We start from the raw sequence: 17,898 nt of genomic DNA on the forward strand, positions 1-17,898 counted from the left end.
TTCGCCGGGTCGTCCCTGATCGGATCGGTTCGGAATGCTTCAGGCCGGGGTGCTTCAGGCCTTGATGACCGGGTCCACGCCCAGGCCCGAGGCCAGCGGGCCCAGGCGATCGCGATAGGGAAGCCAGTCGGGTGCACGCGGCGCCCGCAGCCCGGCGCGCACCTGCGCCGCGCTTGCGGTGGAAACGGCACCGCCGCCGCGCGCCGGCGTCAGCACGGCGGGATCGAAATCCAGGCCGATGTGCGCGAGGACGCGGTGCATGGTGGCGTCCGCGTCGCGCAGCAGGTCGTCATGGGCCACGTCGAGCAGCCTTGGGCCGACCACGCCGTGCCAGTGCGCCATCAGCGCCGCGTGACCCTGGTGCCACGCCGCCAGTTCGCGCTGGTCGTAGGACCAGCGCGCCGAGCCGCCATAGAGCATGCGCAGGTTGGAGAAGCACACGTCCATCGGCGCGCGCCGGGTATGGATGAACCGCGCCCGCGGCAGTGCGCGCGCGATGCAGCCCAGCAGCAGGGAATTGGTGGGCAGCTTCTCCGTCCACAGGCCGCGGCCGCGCGCGCGCCACGCGTTCGCCTCGAGGAAGGCCCGGCCCAGCGCCGGCCAGTCGATCGTTTCAAGGCGATCGAGAAGCGCAGCGTCGATCAGGCCCTGGCCGCGATGGTCGGCGGCCAGCCGCAGCGCCGCGGCAAAGCCCATGCTTTCGCCGCCCTCGGCCATCGCGGGGTGGCCTCCAAGCATGCGTTCGAGCACCGTCGAGCCGGAACGGAACAGGCCGACGATGAACACCGGTTGCTGCGCGCCAGCGCCCGGGTCGTGGCCCGGGCCGGCAAGGAATCCCGCGTCGCAGCGGTCGCGGATGGCTTCCAGCAGGCGCAGGTCGTCGGCGACGTCGTAGCGCATGGCGGCGCGCTTGGCGCGCATGCCGCGCTCGAGTTCGGGCCAGGCGGCCTCGTGTTCGCCGAGCTCGTGCAGCTCGTCGAACAGGGAGTGGCTGAAGTGGATGTCGTGCTCGCTCCCCGGGGCGACGCGCGCCCGTTCGTCGCGCAGGCGGGCGATGCGCGCCTGCGTGCCCGCGGTGTCCTGCGCGCGCAGCTGTGACAGGCGGCGGTGGGCATGGGCGAAGTGCGGCGTCAGGGCGATCGCCCGGTCCAGGTCCTCGCGGGCGCCGGCCATGTCGCCGAGGAACAGGCGCGTGCTGCCGCGCACGTAGCGCGCGGGGGCGTGGCCGGGGTCGCGGGCCACCGCGCGGTCCAGCCAGGCCATCCCGGCTTCGTGCAGGTCCTCGGCGCCAAGCAGGTCCGCCAGCGCGACCATGTCGTCGACGCTGGCCTGGTCGGCACGCCCGGCAAGCGCGAGCGACAGCTCCGTCAGCGCGCGTGGCTCGTGCAGGTCGCGCAGCAGTCGCGCGAGCGCCAGCGCGTGCGGCCAGGAGCGGGGACCGGCTGCGTGAGCCCGCATCGTGGCGGCATGCATGTCGCGGTAACGGCCGGCGCGCGCCTGGGCCTTGGCCAATCCGAGCCAGGGCGCCGCATCGCCGGGCGTCGCGTCGGCCAGTCGTGCATAGGCAGCGGCGGCGCCGGCCCAGTCGCAGGCCGCGGCCAGTGCGTTGGCTTCCAGCCAGGCCTGGGCGTGGGGCAGGCTGGCGTCGTCCGAGCGGGTGTCTGCTTGCATCGTGGCCAATCTACTAGAGCCCGTAGCGTTCGCCGAGCCTGTCCAGCATGCGCGAAAACTGCACGCGCTCGTCCTCGCTCAGCGGCGCCAGCAGTTCGCGCTCGTAGGCCAGCGCCAGCGGTGCGACCTGCGAATACACCTCGCGTCCGGCGTCGCTAAGCTCCAGTATCGAACGCCGGCGGTCGTCATCGTGCATTTCCCGGTGCAGCAGGCCGCGTTCCAGCAGGCGTGCCACCGCGCGGCTCACCGCCACCTTGTCCATGGCGCTGCGCTCGGCCACGCCGGCGGCCGACAGTCCGGGGAAGCGGCCGAGCACGGCGATGATCCGCCATTCGGTGACGGCCAGGCCGAAGCGTTCTCCGTAGGCCTCGGCGATCTCCTGGCTGACCACGTTGGACAGCAGGCTGAGCTGGTAGGGCACGAAGCGCTCGAGGTCGAGAACCGCGTCGCCGGCGGCGTCGACGGCGGAGCCGGTGGGGGCATTCCTGTCTGGAGGCTGGGACATTGCTGCGCTGCGCCTTGCAACTGGTTTCATATGAAACTATAACATCGCATCCCTCCCGTCCACTGCAGGAGCCGCCATGAGCGCCCAGACCCAGACCCAGCCGAACCTCGGCATGCAGGTCACCACCTTTGAAAACCCGATGGGCATCAACGGCTTCGAGTTCGTCGAATTCGCCGCGCCCGCCGGCCGCGCCGACGCGATGCGCAGCTACCTGGAGAAGCTCGGCTTCACCGCGGTCGCAAGGCACCGCCAGCGCGCGATCACCCTGTACCGCCAGGGCACGATCAACTTCCTGCTCAACGAGGAGCCGGACTCCTTCGCCTCGGACTTCGCCGCCAGCCACGGCCCCTCGGCCTGCGGCTTCGCGATCCGCTTCAAGCGCCCGGCCGGCGAAGTGCTCGAGCACGTGCTCGCCAACGGCGGCGAGAAGGCCGACCACAGGGCCGATACCGGCGCCGTCGACTTCCCCGCGATCAAGGGCATCGGCGACTGCATGCTGTATCTCGTCGACGACGGCGCCGACGTCTACGCCGACTACGCGCCGCTGCCCGGCGCCGACCAGCACCCGAAGGGCTTCGGCCTGACCTTCATCGACCATCTGACGCACAACCTGTTCCTGGGCAACATGCAGAAGTGGTCGGACTACTACGAGACGCTGTTCAACTTCCGCGAGATCCGCTACTTCGACATCAAGGGTTCGAAGACCGGCCTGCTGTCGAAGGCGATGACCGCGCCCGACGGCGTGGTCCGCATCCCGCTCAACGAGTCCAGCGACGAGAAGAGCCAGATCAACGAATACCTGCGCGACTACAAGGGCGAGGGCATCCAGCACATCGCGCTGTTCACCGACGACATCTACGCGTCGGTGGAGAAGATGCGCGAGGCCGGGATCGCCTTCCTCGACACGCCGGCCACCTACTTCGACGTCATCGACCAGCGCGTGCCCGACCATGGCGAGGACGTCGAGCGCCTGCGTCGCAACGCGATCCTGATCGACGCCGATCCGGAGACCAAGCAGCGCAAGCTGCTGCAGATCTTTGGCAAGAACGCGTTCGGGCCGATCTTCTTCGAGATCATCCAGCGCAAGGGCAACGAGGGCTTCGGCGAGGGCAACTTCCAGGCGCTGTTCGAGTCGATCGAGCGGGACCAGATGGAGCGCGGGGTGCTGTAAGCGCGCTGCGCTTGACCACCCGCGCAAATCCGAGGCAAACGCTTTTCCGGGAGACAGCCGTGGTCGATTACATGTCGGGTTTTGGCAACGAGTTCGCCACCGAAGCGGTGGCCGGGGCGCTGCCGGTGGGGCGGAACTCGCCGCAGCGGGTGGCGCACGGGCTCTATGCCGAGCAGCTCACGGGCACGGCGTTCACCGCGCCGCGCCACGCCAACCGGCGCAGCTGGCTGTACCGGATCCGTCCGGCGGCGATGCACGGCAGCTTCCAGCCGTATGCGCAGCCGCGCCTGCACGAGGATTTCGGCGATGGCCCGGTGACGCCGGACCAGCTGCGCTGGGATCCGCTGCCGATGCCTGCGGGCGGGACCCGGGTCGACTTCGTCGATGGCCTGTTCACCATGGCCGGCAACGGCGGTTCGCGCGCAGGCACGGGCGTCGGCATCCACATGTACGCGGCCAACGCTTCGATGCGCGGCCGCTTCTTCTACAGCGCCGACGGCGAGCTGCTGATCGTCCCGCAGCAGGGTCGCCTGCGCATCGCCACCGAGCTCGGCGTGCTGGAGGTGGAGCCGCAGGAGATCGCGGTCATCCCGCGCGGCGTGCGTTTCCGGGTCGAGCTGCCGGATGCCGAACGCGACGGCGCCACCGTGCGCGGCTACGTCTGCGAAAACTACGGCGCGCTGCTGCAGCTGCCCGACCTCGGCCCGATCGGCTCCAACGGCCTCGCCAATCCGCGCGACTTCCTGGCGCCGGTCGCGGCCTACGAGGAAGGCGAAGGCGACTTCGAACTCATCGCCAAATTCCAGGGCCACCTGTGGCGCGCGGATATCGGCCATTCGCCGCTGGACGTGGTCGCCTGGCACGGCAACTACGCGCCGTACAAGTACGACCTGCGCCGCTTCAATGCCATCGGCTCGATCAGCTACGACCATCCGGATCCGTCGATCTTCCTGGTGCTGCATTCGCCCAGCGACACGCCCGGCACCAGCAACATGGACTTCGCGATCTTCCCGCCGCGCTGGCTGGTGCAGCAGAACACGTTCCGGCCGCCGTGGTTCCACCGCAACATCGCCAGCGAGTTCATGGGCCTGGTGCACGGCGCCTACGACGCCAAGGCCGAGGGTTTCGCGCCCGGCGGCTGCAGCCTGCACAACTGCATGACCGGGCACGGGCCCGATGCCGCGACCTTCGAGAAGGCCTCGGCGGCCGACCTGTCGCAGCCGGACGTGATCAGCGACACCATGGCCTTCATGTTCGAAACCCGCGCCGTCATCCGACCCACGCGGCAGGCGCTCGACGCCGCGCACCGCCAGCTCGGCTACCAGGCGTGCTGGGCGGGCCTGCGCAGGCACTTCCAGGCCGGCGGCTGAGCGACACGGCGCGGCCGGCCGCCGCCGCGCTGACCTCATCGCCGGATCTCCACACCGTCCGCGCACGGTTTTGTCGTAGCCTTGGACTTCCGCCATCCGGAGCAAGCGCATGCGTCGTGCCCCCACAGTTGTCCTGCTGTCCCTGACCCTGGCGCTCGCCGCCTGCGACTCCGAGCGCAGCGCCGAGAACGGCGTGGAGGCGGCCACCGACGCCATCGAGGCGATCGAGCCCGTGACCGAACCCGCGGCGGCCGCCGCGGCGATTCCGGCCGCGGGTGATTCACGCATGGACGGTTACGCGGACCTGGAGTTCGGCATGACCGCCGCGGAGGCGCGCGCGGACTGGAGCGGCAACCCGCTCGAATCCCTGGGCGAGCCTGCCGACGGCTCCAGCTGCCACCACCTGGCCCCGGCAGGCCAGGCGACGCCGGCCGCCCTGGCCTTCATGTTCGAGGACGACCTGTTCGTGCGCTACAGCGTCGAGTCGACCGAAGTCACCGCTCCCGGCGGCGGCCGCGTCGGCATGGACGAGGCCACCCTGCAGGGCCTCTACGGCGAGCGGCTGCAGTCGACCCCGCACAAGTACGTCGAAGGCGGCAAGGTGCTGATGAGCCCCGAGGACGGCGGCGCGCTGCCGTCGCGGCTGTTCTTCGAACTCGGCGCCGGTGGCGTCGTGAGCAGCTGGCGCGTCGGCATGGCGCCGCAGGTCGGCTACGTCGAAGGCTGCAGCTGACACCGGCATGGGAGCGGCCCAGGCCGCGACCCGCTGTGAAATCGCGGCCACGGCCGCTCCCACGGGAATGAGCGGCTCGGAGACAAGGCGATGTTCGAGGCAATAGGCTTCACGGTCCTGGGCCTGGTGCTGCTTGCACTGGGTGGCGACTCCCTGGTCAAGGGCGCGGCGGGACTGGGCGAGCGCCTGGGCATTCCGCGCTTCGCGGTCGGGCTCGGGCTGGTCGCGGTGGCGACGTCGCTGCCGGAGCTTGCGGTCAATGCACGCGCGGTGGCGTCCGGCAACAGCGCGCTCGCGCTGGGCAACGCGGTCGGCAGCAATATCGTCAACGTCGGCCTGACCCTGGGGCTGGCGGCGCTGGCGGCGCCGCTGGTCATCGGCTGGCGGGCGCTGTCGCCGCTCCTGGCCGTGCTGCTGCTGTCGACGCTTGCGGTCGCAGGGCTCAGCCTGGACGGCGGCCTCTCGCGCATCGAAGGCATTGTGCTGCTGCTGGTGTTCGTGGGCGTGGTGGCCTTCGTCGCCATGCGCGGCGATGACGAGTCGCCGGAGGTGCGCGCGGAGATCGATGCGTTCGCGACCACGCGCGGTGGGCTGGGCATGAACATCGTGCGGGTCGTGCTGGCCACGGTGCTGCTGTGGTTCGGCGCCGGCTGGATCGTGGCCCACATGCCGACGATCGGCCACGCCCTGGGCATGGACTCGCTGCTTGCCGGCCTGGTGCTGGTGGCGGTCGGCACGGCGCTGCCGGAGGCCGCCGCAGCAGTTGCCGCCGCGCGTCGCGGACAGGGCGACATCGTCGCCGGCCATGTGATCGGTTCCAGCCTGTTCAACCTGCTGGTGGTGCTGGGCGGCATGGCGGCGGTCGGCGGCACGGTGCCGGTGCCGTCCTCGTTCGTGCGCCTGGAACTGCCGGTGGCCTTCCTGTTCGCGCTGCTGCTGGTGCCGCTGCTGCGCGGCAATACCACGGTCAGCCGGGGCGAGGGCGGGATGTTGCTGGCCGCGCTGGCCGCCTGGCTCGTGCTGGAGGCCGCGCTGCTCGGCTGAGTTGGCCCGGGCCGGCGGCGGTCCGCCGGGCCGCGGCTCAGAAGCCTTCGTCGTCGCTGCCGTCCGGGCGCGGCGGCACATGGGTGTCCTCGTCGGACTTGCCCGGCAGCTGCGGCCACTCGTCCATCCGCAGCGACAGGGCGGCCTTGGACATCAGGTGCGCGCTGATCGGCGCGGTGATCAGCAGGAAGGCGACGATCAGCAGTTCGCGCGGCTGCGGGTCACTGCCCACGAACATGTGGTAGCCGACCGATGCGCTCAGCACGCAGCCCACGCCCAGGGTGCTGGCCTTGGTCGGCGCGTGCAGGCGCCGGAAGAACTCCGACAGCTTCACCACGCCGATGCCGCCCATCAGGATGAAGAAGCTGCCCACGAGCAGCAGCGCCACCAGCAGCAGTTCCCAGAAGACGTTCATTCGACGATGTCCCTCCGCATCACGTACTTGCTCAGCACCACCGTGCTGACGAAGCCGAGCATGGCGATGATCAGCGCCGCCTCGAAGTAGATGGCGCTCTTCAGGTGCATGCCCAGCAGCATGAGCTCGGCGATGGCGGTGACGTTGAGCGTGTCCAGGGCGACGATGCGGTCGGGCACGGTCGGGCCGCGCAGCAGGCGCCAAAGCGCCAGCAGCATCGCCATGCCGACCACGTACATCGACACGCCTATGGCGACATCGATCAGGCCGTAACCGAAGACCTGGATGCCGGCGAGTTCGGGAGGGTTCACGGGAAGATCTCCATCAGCGGGCATTCGTAGCGGCGCTTGATGTCGGCCACCAGCGCGGCTTCGTCGGCAAGGTCGAGCACGTGTACCAGCAGGTAGCGACGGTCATCGGACAGCGCGGCGGTGACCGTGCCCGGGGTCAGGGTGATGCAGCACGCCAGCGCGGTGATGCCGTGGATGTTGCCGATGTCCAGCGGGTACCAGATGAAGCCGGAATGGATCCGCGACTCGCGGCCAAGCACCTGCCGCGCCACGCGTACGTTGGACATCAGGATGTCCCAGAGCAGCACGACCAGCAGCTTCGGCAGCGGGCGCAGGCTGCCGATGTTCGCGAACTCGCGATCGATCCGGGTGGCATACAGCGGGATCACCAGGCCCAGCAGCAGCGCCAGGGTGAGCTGCGCGGCGTTGACCTCGGACACCATCAGCAGCCAGAACACGGTGATGGACAGGGTGAGCGGCAGCGAGGGCAGCCAGCGGCGGTTCATGGCAGCCTCCTCTGCGGCATGGCGGCGCGCACCTGGTCGATATAGGTGGCCGGTGCCAGTAATTGTTCGGCGGTGGCGCGCGTGTAGGCAGTCACCGGGCCCGGAGCGACCGCCATGGCGACGCCGTACGACAGCAGCAGCATGGTGGCGATGGTCTCGGGCAGGCGCAGGCGCCCGCGCCCCTCGGCGGGGTAGTCGGGAAGGGTGTCACCGGCGGCCGACAGCTCGGCTGCGGCGGGCTTCCAGAAGATGCGCGTTCCGGCACGGGTCAGTCCGACGATCACCAGCATGCTGCTGCCCAGGATCGCCGGCCACGCCCACTGGATGTCGAGCTCGGGCACCGCCTGCAGCAGCAGGGTCTTGCCGATGAAGCCCGACAGCGGAGGCAGGCCGGCGACGGAAATCGCGCCGACCATGAACATCGCGCCGGCCATGATGCGCACGCCGGGCGCGGGGGCGAAGGCGCGCAGCGCGTCGCCGGCGTCGCCGCGCCCGCGGCGGACGAGGTCGGCGACCAGGAACAGCGCGGCGGCGACGAAGGTGCTGTGCACCAGGTAGTAGAGGCCGGCGCCGATGGTGCCGACGGTGCGCAGGCCGAAAGCGATGAACAGCGTGGTTGCCGAAACCAGGACCACGTAGGCCACCAGCACCCGCAGGCGCGACGCGGCCAGCACGCCAAGCGTGGCCAGCGCCAGCCCGCCGACCGCCGCCGGCAGTATCCAGTCCCAGCCGTAGCCGGCCATCGGCCCGGCGTCCTCGCCCAGCATCAGCGAACCCACGCGCAGCACGGCGTAGATGCCGACCTTGGTCATGATCGCGAACAGCGCCGCAACTGCGGCCGGGGAGCGGGTATAGGCCTCGGGCAGCCACAGGTACAGCGGCATCAGCGCGGCCTTGGAGCAGAACACGACCAGCAGCAGGCCGATGGTGGCCTTGGCCAGCTTCAGGTCGCCGGGCGGGACCGTGGCTACGCGCGCGGCGAGTTCGGCCATGTTGAGCGTGCCGAACACGCCATAGACCAGGCCGAGCGCAATCAGGAACAGGGTCGAGGCGGCGATGTTGAACGCCACGTAGTGCATGCCCGCGCTCATGCGCACGCCGCGGCCACCGGACAGCAGCAGGCCGTAGGACGCGATCAGCATGACCTCGAAGAACACGAACAGGTTGAAGATGTCGCCGGTCAGGAAGGCGCCGTTGATGCCCATCAGCTGCAGCTGGAACAGGGCATGGAAGTGCGGTGCGCGCCGGTCCCAGCCGGAACATGCGTGCAGCAGGCAGGCCACGCCCAGCAGCGACGTGGTGAGCACCATCATCGCCGAGAGCCGGTCGACCATCAGCGCGATGCCGATGCGCGCCGGCCAGTCGCCAAGCAGGTAGACCAGTACCGAACCCTCGTGGGCGCGGGCCACCAGCAGGATCGACGCCACCAGGGTGGCCAGCATGAAGACCCACGCCACCGACCGCTGCACGATGGTGCCCACGCGCCGGTGTTCGACGAACAGCGACAGCGCGCCGGCCAGCAGCGGCAGCAGGATGGGAAGGATCGGCAGTTGGTTCATCCGCGATCCCCGGTGCGGTCATCGCGTACGTCGCCGGCATCGACATGGTCGCTGTCGTTATCGGCGCGGCTGCGCATCGCCAGCACGATGAGGACCGCGGTCATCGCGAATGAAATCACGATCGCGGTGAGCACCAGCGCCTGCGGCAGCGGGTCGGTGTGGTTGGCGAGCGTCGCCTCCAGGCCCGGCTGCAGCACCGGCGGCTTGCCGATGGTGAGCCGGCCGCTGGAGAAGATCAGCAGGTTGGTGCCATAGGACAGCAGGGTGAGGCCCAGAATCACGTCGAAGCTGCGCGCGCGCAGGACCAGGTACACGCCGGCGAACACCAGCACGGCGATACCGCTGGCAATGGCGAGTTCCATCAGTTGGCCTCCCCGGTGGTGGCGGAGCGGGTGGCGGGATCGATCGTGCCGCGATGGGCGATCATTTTCTTGGAGGGCTCGATGGTGCCCATCATCGACAGGATCAGCATGGTGCTTCCGAATACGACCAGGTACACGCCGAGGTCGAAGACCGCCGCGCTGGCCAGGGGGATCGTGCCCAGCAGCGGCAGCTCCAGGTCGTAGTGGCCGCTGGACAGGAAGGGCACGTCGAACAGCATCGCCGCCGCGCCGCCGAAGAGCGCGATCAGCAGGCCGAGGCCGATGGCACGGATGTAGTCGAAGCCGAAGCGCGACTCCACCGAGGCCGCGCCCTGGATCACGTACTGGATCAGCAGCGGCACGGCCAGCGTCAGGCCGGCGATGAAGCCGCCGCCGGGCGAGTTGTGGCCGCGCAGGAACAGGAAGATCGAGACCACGAGCGTCAGCGGGAACATCATCTGCGCTAGGTCGGCGGGCACCGGCAGCTTGACCGGCGGCCCCGGCATCACCTTTTCCGGCGCCATGCGCGCGCGGCGCAGCATGGCGTGCACCACCAGGCCGGCGATGCCGAACACGGTGATCTCGCCCAGGGTGTCGAAGCCGCGGAAGTCCACCAGGATCACGTTGACGATGTTGCTGCCCCAGGCTTCGGGCAGGGCGCGGGCGGTGAGTTCCGCCGCGACGCCGTTCGACGGCGGCCGGGTCATCATCGCCCAGGCCAGGCCGCCGGTGCCGACGCCGGCAACCAGGGCCACCGCGCCATCGCGCAGGCGGCGCGGCAGGGAGCGCAGGGGCGGCGAATCCTTGGGCAGGTAGTGCAGGCCCAGCAGCATCAGCGCCACCGTCACCAGCTCCACCAGCAGCTGGGTGAGCGCGAGGTCGGGCGCCGACAGCGCCACGAAGGTCATGCTCACCGCCAGGCCGCAGCCGCCCATCACCAGCACCGCCAACAGGCGGTGGCGGTACAGCGCCAGGGTGCCGAACGCGCAGCACACCAGCATCAGCCACAGCACCCAGGCCAGGCGCACCATTGGCTGGCCGGCGAACACCGTGGGCACGTCGGGGTCGCCCCAGGCGGCGATGAACGGCGCTGCGCCCGCGGCGATGGCCACCAGCACCAGCCACAGCAGGCTGCGCTGCATGCTGCCGTTGGCGACGGTGTGGGTGAAGCGGCGCCCGAGCCGGAACAGCGCCTCGATGTTGAGATGGAACAGCCTGCGGCCCTGCGACTGGCGCACGATCGCGTGCAGGTCGAGCACCCGGTTCAGGCCCAGGTACAGCAGTACGCCGCAGACCACCCCGCCCAGGCTCATCAGCAGCGGCGTGTTGATGCCGTGCCAGACGGCCAGGCTGTACTCGGGCAGCGCGTCGCCAAGCACGCCCCGTGCCGCCGTCTGCAGGAAGGGCCCGATGGTCCACTGCGGCGCGATGCCCACGGCCATGCAGGCCACCACCAGGATCGCCACCGGCACCTGCATGAAGCGCGGCGGCTCGTGGACTTCGTTCTCGACCGCGCGCGGACCGCTGCCGAGGAAAGTGTCATGGACGAAGCGCAGGCTGTAGGCGACGCCGAAGGTGGCGAACAGGAAGGCGGCGATGGTGATGAACCAGCGCATCTCCTCGTGGCCCTCGATTTCCAGCGCCTGGGCGAAGAACATTTCCTTGGACAGGAAGCCGTTGAGCAGCGGGATCCCGGCCATCGCCAGCGAGGCGATGATCGCCAGCGCGCTGGTATAGGGCATGATCCTGCGCAGCCCGCCGAGGCGGCGCATGTCGCGGGTGCCGGTCTCGTGGTCGACGATGCCCGCGGCCATGAACAGCGAGGCCTTGAAGGTGGCGTGGTTGAGGATGTGGAACATCGCCGCCACCACCGCCATCGGCGTGGACAGGCCGAGCAGCAGCGTGATCAGGCCGAGGTGCGAGATGGTCGAATACGCGAGCACGCCCTTCATGTCGTGCTGGAAGATCGCGTTCCATGCGCCGATCAGCAGCGTCAGCCCGCCGACGATGCTGACCGTATAGAAGAACAGGTCGGTGCCAGCCAGCGATGGATGCAGGCGCGCCAGCATGAACACGCCGGCCTTCACCATCGTCGCCGAATGCAGGTAGGCCGAGACCGGCGTCGGCGCCGCCATCGCGTGCGGCAGCCAGAAGTGGAACGGGAACTGCGCGCTCTTGGTGAACACGCCGGCCAGCACCAGGCCCAGGATCCACGGGTACAGCGCGTGGGCGCGGATCGCGTCGCCCGCGGCCAGCACCGCATCGAGTTCGTAGCTGCCTACGACGCGGCCGATCAGCACCACGCCGCCCAGCAGCGCCAGGCCGCCGGCGGCGGTGATGGTCAGCGCCATGCGCGCGCCCTCGCGGGCGTCGTCGCGATGGAACCAGAAGCCGATCAACAGGAACGAGCTGATCGATGTCAGCTCCCAGAACACCACCGTGAGCAGCAGGTTGCCGGACAGCACCATGCCCAGCATCGAACCCATGAACAGCAGCAGGAAGCAGAAGAAGCGCCGGGTCTTTTCCTGCGGGCCGAGATAGTAGTGCGCGTACAGCACCACCAGCGCGCCGATGCCCAGCACCATGGCCGAGAACATCCAGCCCAGGCCGTCCAGGCGCAGGCTGAAGGCGAGGCCGGCCTGCGGCAACCATTCATGCATGGCGCGCGGGATGTCACCGGCCATCACCCCGGGCGTCAGCCAGGCCAGCACCGCCAGCGACAGCAGCGGGGCCAGCCCCGCGAGCCACGCGACCGCGCGCGCCGGTGCGTCGCGCAGGATCGCGAGCACCAGCGCCAGCACGAAGGGCAGGGCCAGCATGAGTTCGAGCATCGGTGTCCTTGGGTCTTGCCGTGGGGAGACCGCGCTCCGCACGGTCGTCCCGGGATTCTAACAGCGGTGGATATCGCTCCCGGTCATCGCGTCGCCTATCCTGAGTCGATGCACATCCATCCAGCGCACGCGGCCACGCCGCCACGGAATCCTTCCGCATGAGTGCCGGGCGCGGGCGGGCGCTGCTGTTCGGCGGCAGCGGGCAGGTGGGTGCCGCGGTGCTCGCGCGCCTGTTGCATGCGGGATGGGAGGTGGATGCGCTTTCACGCAACGAACGCGCACCTGCGCCGGAACTGCGGTGGCTGCGGGGCGGTTTCGATGCCATGCCTTCGCTGGCGGCGGATTACGACGCGGTTTTGAGCTGCGGCCCCCTGGACCGGTTCGCACGCTGGTACGCCGCAGGCACCATCGCATCGCCGCGCGTGGTCGCGTTCGGCTCGACCAGCCTTGCGGTCAAGCGCGCATCGGTCGATGCCGCCGAGCGTGACCTGGCGGCGCGCCTGGCCGCGGCCGAGGATGCGCTGTTCGCGGCGGCGTCCGCACGCGGGGGCGATGCCATCGTGCTGCGCCCGACCCTGGTTTATGGCGCCGGCCGCGACCAGACCCTGAGCCGCATCGCCACGATGGCCAGGCGACGCGGATTGTTCGTGCTGCCGCGCGGGGCGACGGGCCTGCGCCAGCCGGTGCACGTCGACGACCTCGCCGCCACGGCGATGGCCGCGCTGGATGCGAGCGGCGAGGGCGGGCGTGGCTATGACCTCCCCGGTGGCGAAACCCTGGCCTATCGCGAGATGGTGGCGCGCGTGCTGGCCGCGCTGCGGCCACCGGCGCGGCTGCTGGAGCTGCCGGCGCCGCTGTTTGCGACGCTGGCCGCCGCGCTGCGCGCGAGCGGGCGGCTGCAGGGTTTCGGTGCGCAGGCACAGGCGCGCCTGCGCGAAGACCTGGTGTTCGACGTCGCGCCGGCCACTGCCGCGCTGGGCCACGCGCCGCGGCCGTTCCGGCCCGATGCGACGATGTTCGAGCCGGACTGACCCGGCCCGGCCGCGTTCAGATCTCGCGCGCCGGCGGCAGCGGCCGGGACTTGGCCAGCGCGCGCAGCGCGATCGCCACCACGCCACCCAGCACCAGGGCACCGCCGATCCACAGCTGCGGCCCCGGGCTGTCGCCCCAGACGAAGATGCCCAACAGCACTGCCAGGAGCGGCGTCAGCATCAGCCACGGCGTGAGCTGCGCCACGGGATGTCGCTGCAGCAGCAGGAAGTAGACGCCGTGGCCGAGCAGCGACGCCACCAGCGCCGAGTACGACACGCCGATCCACGCCCGCGGGCTGACCGTGGTCAGCGCCGCGATCCCGCCCGGTTCGAACACAAGGCTCAGCGCCATGAGCGGCAGCACCGCGATCAGCGCGCTCCAGCCCTGCTGGGTGACCATGCCGATGCCGCCCAGGCGACGCATCAGCACCGTGCCCAGCGCCAGGAAGCCGGCCGAAACCAGCATCGCCGCGATCGCCGCCGGCTTCTCGATGATCGAGGGGTCGAAGCCGATCACCAGCACGCCGATGAAGCTGGCCGCGATCGCGGTGCCGGTGCGCCAGGCGAAGCGCTCGCCCAGCACCACCCAGGCCAGCAGCGCCGACATCGGCACGTAGCTCTGCATCACGATCGCCACCGCGGACAGCTCGCCGGCCAGGCGCAGCGCCCAGAAACTGAGCCCGAAGTGGAACACGTTCATGCACAGCGCCACGGCGAGGAAGCGCGGCCACTGCGCGCGCCGCACGGGTTTCAGGAACGGCAGCAGCACCAGGGCCACGATCGCCATCCGCAGCGCCGTGTACAGGAAGGCCGGCATCTCAAGCAGTGCGTAGGCCGAGAACAGGAAATTGCCTGCCCAGGCGACGCAGATGGTGAGGATCAGGAAGAGGTCACGTGGGGACATCGGCCATTGTCGCCTGTGCCGCTCCGATGTGCCCGCCCACCCGGGCGATGGCCCTGGCACGCAGCGTTGCGCACCGCGATGTGGGAGCCGCCATGGCGGCGATGCGCCTTCCTACCAGCGCCAGCCGATGCGGCGATAGATCTTGGACAGCACCCACGCCGGCCCGATCAGGAGATAGACCAGGTCGGTGAGAAAGCTCGGTTTGCGGCCTTCGATGCGGTGGCCGACGAACTGCGCGATCCAGGCCACCACGAACACCGCGATCGCGAGCGCGGAGAGCCCGCGGGTCCCGAGCGCCCCGTGCAGCCACCAGGTGAGCGACGCCATCGCCAGCAGCACCAGCGCCATGCCGACGCCCAGCCGCCGCGAGCTGCGCTGGTAGAACAGCCAGGCCGCGAACATCGGCAGCGCGGCCCAGATCCCCGGCTTGAACAGGGTGCCCGGCGCCGGGATGCACCACAGCAGCGCGATCACGCTCCACAGGATCGCCGGCACCGCGAAGTGATGGATGGCCTGGTTGGTGTCGTTGCGGTGGTCGCCGGAGTAGCTGGCAAACCAGCGGTCGATCGGACGGTCTGCTTCGCTGCTGCCTGCCATGGTGGAACCCGCTGGACGCCTGGTGTGTCGAGGATAGGACAATCAGGAGCGGTCGTCCGCCCTCGTCGCCCGGGGCAGGCGCAGGCGGGCGCGCACTTCGGCGGCCACGCGCAGGGTCTCGCGCAGGGGCCGGGCGTCGAATGGCGTGGCCATGGCCTCGAGCGGGCGCACCCGGTCGCGGGCCAGCAATTCGTCCACGAAGCGCCGGGGGCGGCCCTGGACGGCCCCGGGTCGGTGCACGAACACCGGCGCCGCCGTGGCGCAGGCTTCGGACAGCATGTTCACCGAGTCCGCGCTGCAGGCGATGCGGTCGGCCCAGGCAAGCATGCCGGCATAGGGATTGGCGCCGTCCGCGGAGTCGACCCAGGTGACGGTCGGCACCCGCTGCGGGCGGGCGCGCAATGCGCTGCGGACCTGCGGCGGCGTGCGCCGGGAAGCGGTGACCAGCAGGCTGCCGCCGGCGCGATCGGCCATGGCTTCGGCCGCGCCCATCAGGGCCTCGAAATCGTTGATGTCGAAGCCGGCGTGCGCGCTGGGTCCGCCGACCAGCACCGCGATCCGCGGCGAGGACAGGGCGGCGAACGCGGCGAAGTCCTCGCGGCCACGTGCCAGCCAGACATCGTCCACGGCGTGCAGGCTGCCGAGCAGCGTCACCACGTTGTCGCCGCGCAGTCCGTCATGCAGCGGCGCGACGACCACGTCCCAGAGCCGGGGTGGCAGGCGGGGATCGAGGATCTGGACCACGCGCGTGCCGCGTGCACGGAGGATGCGCGTGGCCAGTGCGGCCTGGCGCCCGCAGCCCACGGCCAATGCGGGCGCTGTCGCGAGGACCTGCGCGAAACCCGGTCCGAAGGCCCGCGCATCGCCCGGCAGCCGTCGCGGCGCCAGCCAGCGCCACGGCGCACGCGGGTCGAGCACCAGTTCGCGCGGTACGGGTGACGGCACGGGTGCGTGACCCGTTGCAGGCGCGGACATCGATGCGGTCGCCGACATCGACGCGCTTGAAGACGCAAGCGCCGCGGCCAGGGCCTGCGCCTGGCGCGCATTCCCCGCGCGTCCGTCGCTCAGCGCGACAAGGTCTTCCGGGTCGCCGTCGATCGCGGTCATGACCATGCGTTGCAGCCGTGGGGCGGTGGAATCATCACCGAAACTCTACACTGCGGCCTTCGCCTGCCGACCACGAGGGATCCTGATGTCCGATGTGCTGCCCGATGCCACGCTTGCCCGCCTGTTCCGCGATGCCCGCACCCACAATGCGATCGGCGGCGAGGTCGGCGACGCCACCCTGCGCGCGCTGTACGACCTGCTGAAGTTCGGCCCCACCGAAGCCAACTCCTGCCCGGCGCGCTTCGTGTTCGTGCGCTCGCACGAGGCCAAGGCGAAGCTGGCGCCGGCGCTCAGCGACGGCAACCGCGACAAGACCCTGGCAGCGCCGGTGACGGTGATCGTCGGCCACGACATGGCCTTCTACGACAAGCTGCCGGTGCTGTTCCCGCATACCGATGCGCGCTCGTGGTTCGCCGGTTCCGACGAGGCGCGGCTGGAGCGTGTCGGCCTGCGCGGCTCGAGCATGCAGGGCGCCTACCTGATCATGGCCGCGCGCGCGCTCGGCCTGGACTGCGGGCCGATGAGCGGCTTCGACAACGGCATGGTCGACGAGGCCTTCTTCAAGGGCACCGCGATCCGGTCGAACATCCTGGTCAATCTCGGCCACGGCGACCCGGCGCAGCTGTTCCCGCGCTCGCCGCGGCTGCCCTTCGACGAGGCCGCGCGCATCGAATGAGCGCGGCAGGCAGCCAGGCTGCGGCAGTGTCGCGCCCGCGCCCGCGTCCGGCCGCGGCACGGGCGCACGCCCGGCGCGATGGCATCGTCGCGACCGAAGCGTTCTCCCGCGGCGATGCGATCACCCGCGACTGGATGGGCTGGGGTGCGCTGCGCGTGCTGTCGCGACAGCATTGGGCACCCGGCATCAACCGCGACGATGGCCGCGTGGCCAATATGGAGCGGCTGCTGCTGGTGCTCGAGGGCGCGCTCGAGGCCGACTGTGGTGCTCTCGGCCGGCATCGCCTGGAGGCCGGCGACCTGCTGTGGATCAGCACCGGGCACGGCCTGCCGTCGCGGGTGTCCAACAGATCGGCGACGGCGCCCCTGCGCCTGGTCGAGTGCTGGCTGCAGCCTGGTCGCGTCAACGCCACTCCGGCGGTCGCCTGTCGCAGTGCGGGCGGTTTCGATGCCGACGGCGCCTGGGTCGCGCTGGCGGCCGGTGACCGCGGTGAGAGCGGCGGCGGCAACGACGACGACAGCGGCAACCATGCCGGCAATGCCGGCGGCGGCAATGGCGTCCACATCAACACCAGCGACAGCGGTCCACTTCCGCTGCGGCAGCGGGCGCGGCTGATGGCGGTGCGAATCGCCGCGGGCGCAGCGATCGATGTGCCGGCCTGCCGCGGCGGCAGGTGTTGGCTTGAAGTGCTCGACGGCGGCGTGGCGGTCTCCGGCCACGACAACAACGACGACGACCCGCGGCTTGCCTCCGGCGACGGCATCGCCTGGACCGCCGGCAGCAGCGGTGCACCGTCCACCCTGACCGCCACCGCAGCGGGCACGGCCTGGCTGCTGCTGTTCGTGCTGCCCGCCTGATCGGGCCACGCGGGCGCCGGCGCGCTAAACTGTGCGGGTCCCCCCAGCCCCGGTCACGTCACGATGTCCACCGCCACGTCGCAGCCCGTCCAGGCCAACGCCGAAAAGCAGTACGAGGTGCGTCGCGCCGACCTGCCGCTGAGCTGCCCGCTGCCGTCCATGGCGCTGTGGAACTCGCACCCGCGCGTGTACCTGCCGATCGAGGACGAAGGCGGACAGTCCGACTGCCCCTACTGCGGCGCCCACTTCGTCCTGGTCGACTGAGCCCG

General features: G+C 70.5%; 19 protein-coding genes. 8 read left to right on the top strand and 11 right to left on the bottom strand.

Annotated elements, in window-relative coordinates; genetic code table 11:
• Nucleotides 1-54: 54 nt before the first annotated feature.
• Both WCE37_RS08575 and WCE37_RS08580 read right to left on the bottom strand, forming a co-directional pair.
• Nucleotides 55-1,671, bottom strand: a complete 1,617-nt coding sequence (locus tag WCE37_RS08575) for a sulfotransferase (protein ID WP_343278980.1) — start codon at nt 1,669-1,671, stop codon at nt 55-57.
• 13 nt (nt 1,672-1,684) lie between these two features.
• Entirely contained in the window at nt 1,685-2,176 is a 492-nt protein-coding gene (locus tag WCE37_RS08580; protein WP_343278981.1) for a MarR family transcriptional regulator, read from the bottom strand.
• 76 nt (nt 2,177-2,252) lie between these two features.
• Here WCE37_RS08580 and hppD point away from each other — a divergent pair, with 76 nt between their 5' ends.
• The 4 genes from hppD (at nt 2,253) to WCE37_RS08600 (ending at nt 6,494) form a co-directional block, all read left to right on the top strand.
• A complete protein-coding gene (gene hppD, locus WCE37_RS08585) occupies nt 2,253-3,347 on the top strand; it encodes a 4-hydroxyphenylpyruvate dioxygenase (RefSeq protein ID WP_343278982.1) in 1,095 nt (364 codons plus the stop codon).
• Nucleotides 3,348-3,418: 71 nt separating this feature from the next.
• Complete coding sequence (hmgA, locus tag WCE37_RS08590; protein ID WP_343279178.1) at nt 3,419-4,717, top strand: homogentisate 1,2-dioxygenase; 1,299 nt, start codon at nt 3,419-3,421, stop codon at nt 4,715-4,717.
• Nucleotides 4,718-4,826: 109 nt separating this feature from the next.
• Nucleotides 4,827-5,450: a lectin gene (locus WCE37_RS08595; protein ID WP_343278983.1), complete on the top strand. Its 624-nt coding sequence runs from the start codon at nt 4,827-4,829 to the stop codon at nt 5,448-5,450.
• Nucleotides 5,451-5,540: 90 nt separating this feature from the next.
• Nucleotides 5,541-6,494: a sodium:calcium antiporter gene (locus WCE37_RS08600; RefSeq protein ID WP_343278984.1), complete on the top strand. Its 954-nt coding sequence runs from the start codon at nt 5,541-5,543 to the stop codon at nt 6,492-6,494.
• Nucleotides 6,495-6,531: 37 nt separating this feature from the next.
• Here the strand turns inward: WCE37_RS08600 and WCE37_RS08605 are convergent, their stop codons facing one another.
• From WCE37_RS08605 to WCE37_RS08630, 6 genes are all read right to left on the bottom strand, one after another.
• Nucleotides 6,532-6,909: a Na+/H+ antiporter subunit G gene (locus WCE37_RS08605; RefSeq protein WP_343278985.1), complete on the bottom strand. Its 378-nt coding sequence runs from the start codon at nt 6,907-6,909 to the stop codon at nt 6,532-6,534.
• Nucleotides 6,906-7,148, bottom strand: coding sequence for a K+/H+ antiporter subunit F (locus tag WCE37_RS08610; RefSeq protein ID WP_343254795.1), 243 nt, complete (start codon nt 7,146-7,148; stop codon nt 6,906-6,908). Before WCE37_RS08610 ends, WCE37_RS08605 begins: the two co-directional genes overlap by 4 nt.
• Before the next feature lie 68 nt (nt 7,149-7,216).
• Nucleotides 7,217-7,705 carry a Na+/H+ antiporter subunit E gene (locus WCE37_RS08615; protein WP_343254772.1) on the bottom strand — a complete coding sequence of 163 codons (489 nt, stop codon included), beginning with the start codon at nt 7,703-7,705 and terminating at the stop codon, nt 7,217-7,219.
• Nucleotides 7,702-9,264, bottom strand: a complete 1,563-nt coding sequence (locus WCE37_RS08620; protein WP_343278986.1) for a monovalent cation/H+ antiporter subunit D — start codon at nt 9,262-9,264, stop codon at nt 7,702-7,704. The genes WCE37_RS08615 and WCE37_RS08620 overlap by 4 nt, the downstream gene beginning before the upstream one ends.
• A complete protein-coding gene (locus tag WCE37_RS08625) occupies nt 9,261-9,626 on the bottom strand; it encodes a Na+/H+ antiporter subunit C (protein ID WP_343278987.1) in 366 nt (121 codons plus the stop codon). Before WCE37_RS08625 ends, WCE37_RS08620 begins: the two co-directional genes overlap by 4 nt.
• Nucleotides 9,626-12,457, bottom strand: coding sequence for a monovalent cation/H+ antiporter subunit A (locus tag WCE37_RS08630; RefSeq protein WP_343278988.1), 2,832 nt, complete (start codon nt 12,455-12,457; stop codon nt 9,626-9,628). Before WCE37_RS08630 ends, WCE37_RS08625 begins: the two co-directional genes overlap by 1 nt.
• Before the next feature lie 158 nt (nt 12,458-12,615).
• Between WCE37_RS08630 and WCE37_RS08635 the strand changes: the two genes are divergently transcribed.
• Nucleotides 12,616-13,488 carry an NAD-dependent epimerase/dehydratase family protein gene (locus WCE37_RS08635; RefSeq protein ID WP_343278989.1) on the top strand — a complete coding sequence of 291 codons (873 nt, stop codon included), beginning with the start codon at nt 12,616-12,618 and terminating at the stop codon, nt 13,486-13,488.
• A gap of 16 nt (nt 13,489-13,504) precedes the next feature.
• On the opposite strand, the gene WCE37_RS08640 is transcribed toward WCE37_RS08635, so the two are convergent.
• From WCE37_RS08640 to WCE37_RS08650, 3 genes are all read right to left on the bottom strand, one after another.
• Complete coding sequence (locus WCE37_RS08640; protein WP_343278990.1) at nt 13,505-14,392, bottom strand: DMT family transporter; 888 nt, start codon at nt 14,390-14,392, stop codon at nt 13,505-13,507.
• A gap of 111 nt (nt 14,393-14,503) precedes the next feature.
• Nucleotides 14,504-14,989 (bottom strand): Mpo1-like protein, encoded by a 486-nt coding sequence (locus tag WCE37_RS08645; RefSeq protein ID WP_343278991.1) that lies wholly within the window; start codon nt 14,987-14,989, stop codon nt 14,504-14,506.
• Between the two features lie 42 nt (nt 14,990-15,031).
• Entirely contained in the window at nt 15,032-16,096 is a 1,065-nt protein-coding gene (locus WCE37_RS08650) for a mitochondrial fission ELM1 family protein (protein WP_343278992.1), read from the bottom strand.
• A gap of 85 nt (nt 16,097-16,181) precedes the next feature.
• Between WCE37_RS08650 and WCE37_RS08655 the strand changes: the two genes are divergently transcribed.
• From WCE37_RS08655 to WCE37_RS08665, 3 genes are all read left to right on the top strand, one after another.
• The gene (locus tag WCE37_RS08655) at nt 16,182-16,772 is read left to right on the top strand and encodes a malonic semialdehyde reductase (RefSeq protein ID WP_343278993.1); all 591 of its coding nucleotides are present in this window, start codon (nt 16,182-16,184) and stop codon (nt 16,770-16,772) included.
• Nucleotides 16,769-17,629, top strand: a complete 861-nt coding sequence (locus WCE37_RS08660; RefSeq protein WP_343278994.1) for a hypothetical protein — start codon at nt 16,769-16,771, stop codon at nt 17,627-17,629. The genes WCE37_RS08655 and WCE37_RS08660 overlap by 4 nt, the downstream gene beginning before the upstream one ends.
• A 63-nt stretch (nt 17,630-17,692) precedes the next feature.
• Entirely contained in the window at nt 17,693-17,893 is a 201-nt protein-coding gene (locus tag WCE37_RS08665; protein ID WP_343254762.1) for a zinc-finger domain-containing protein, read from the top strand.
• The last annotated feature ends 5 nt before the right edge of the window (nt 17,894-17,898 follow it).

This window comes from Luteimonas sp. MJ250 (genome assembly GCF_039548455.1).
GTDB lineage: Bacteria > Pseudomonadota > Gammaproteobacteria > Xanthomonadales > Xanthomonadaceae > Luteimonas.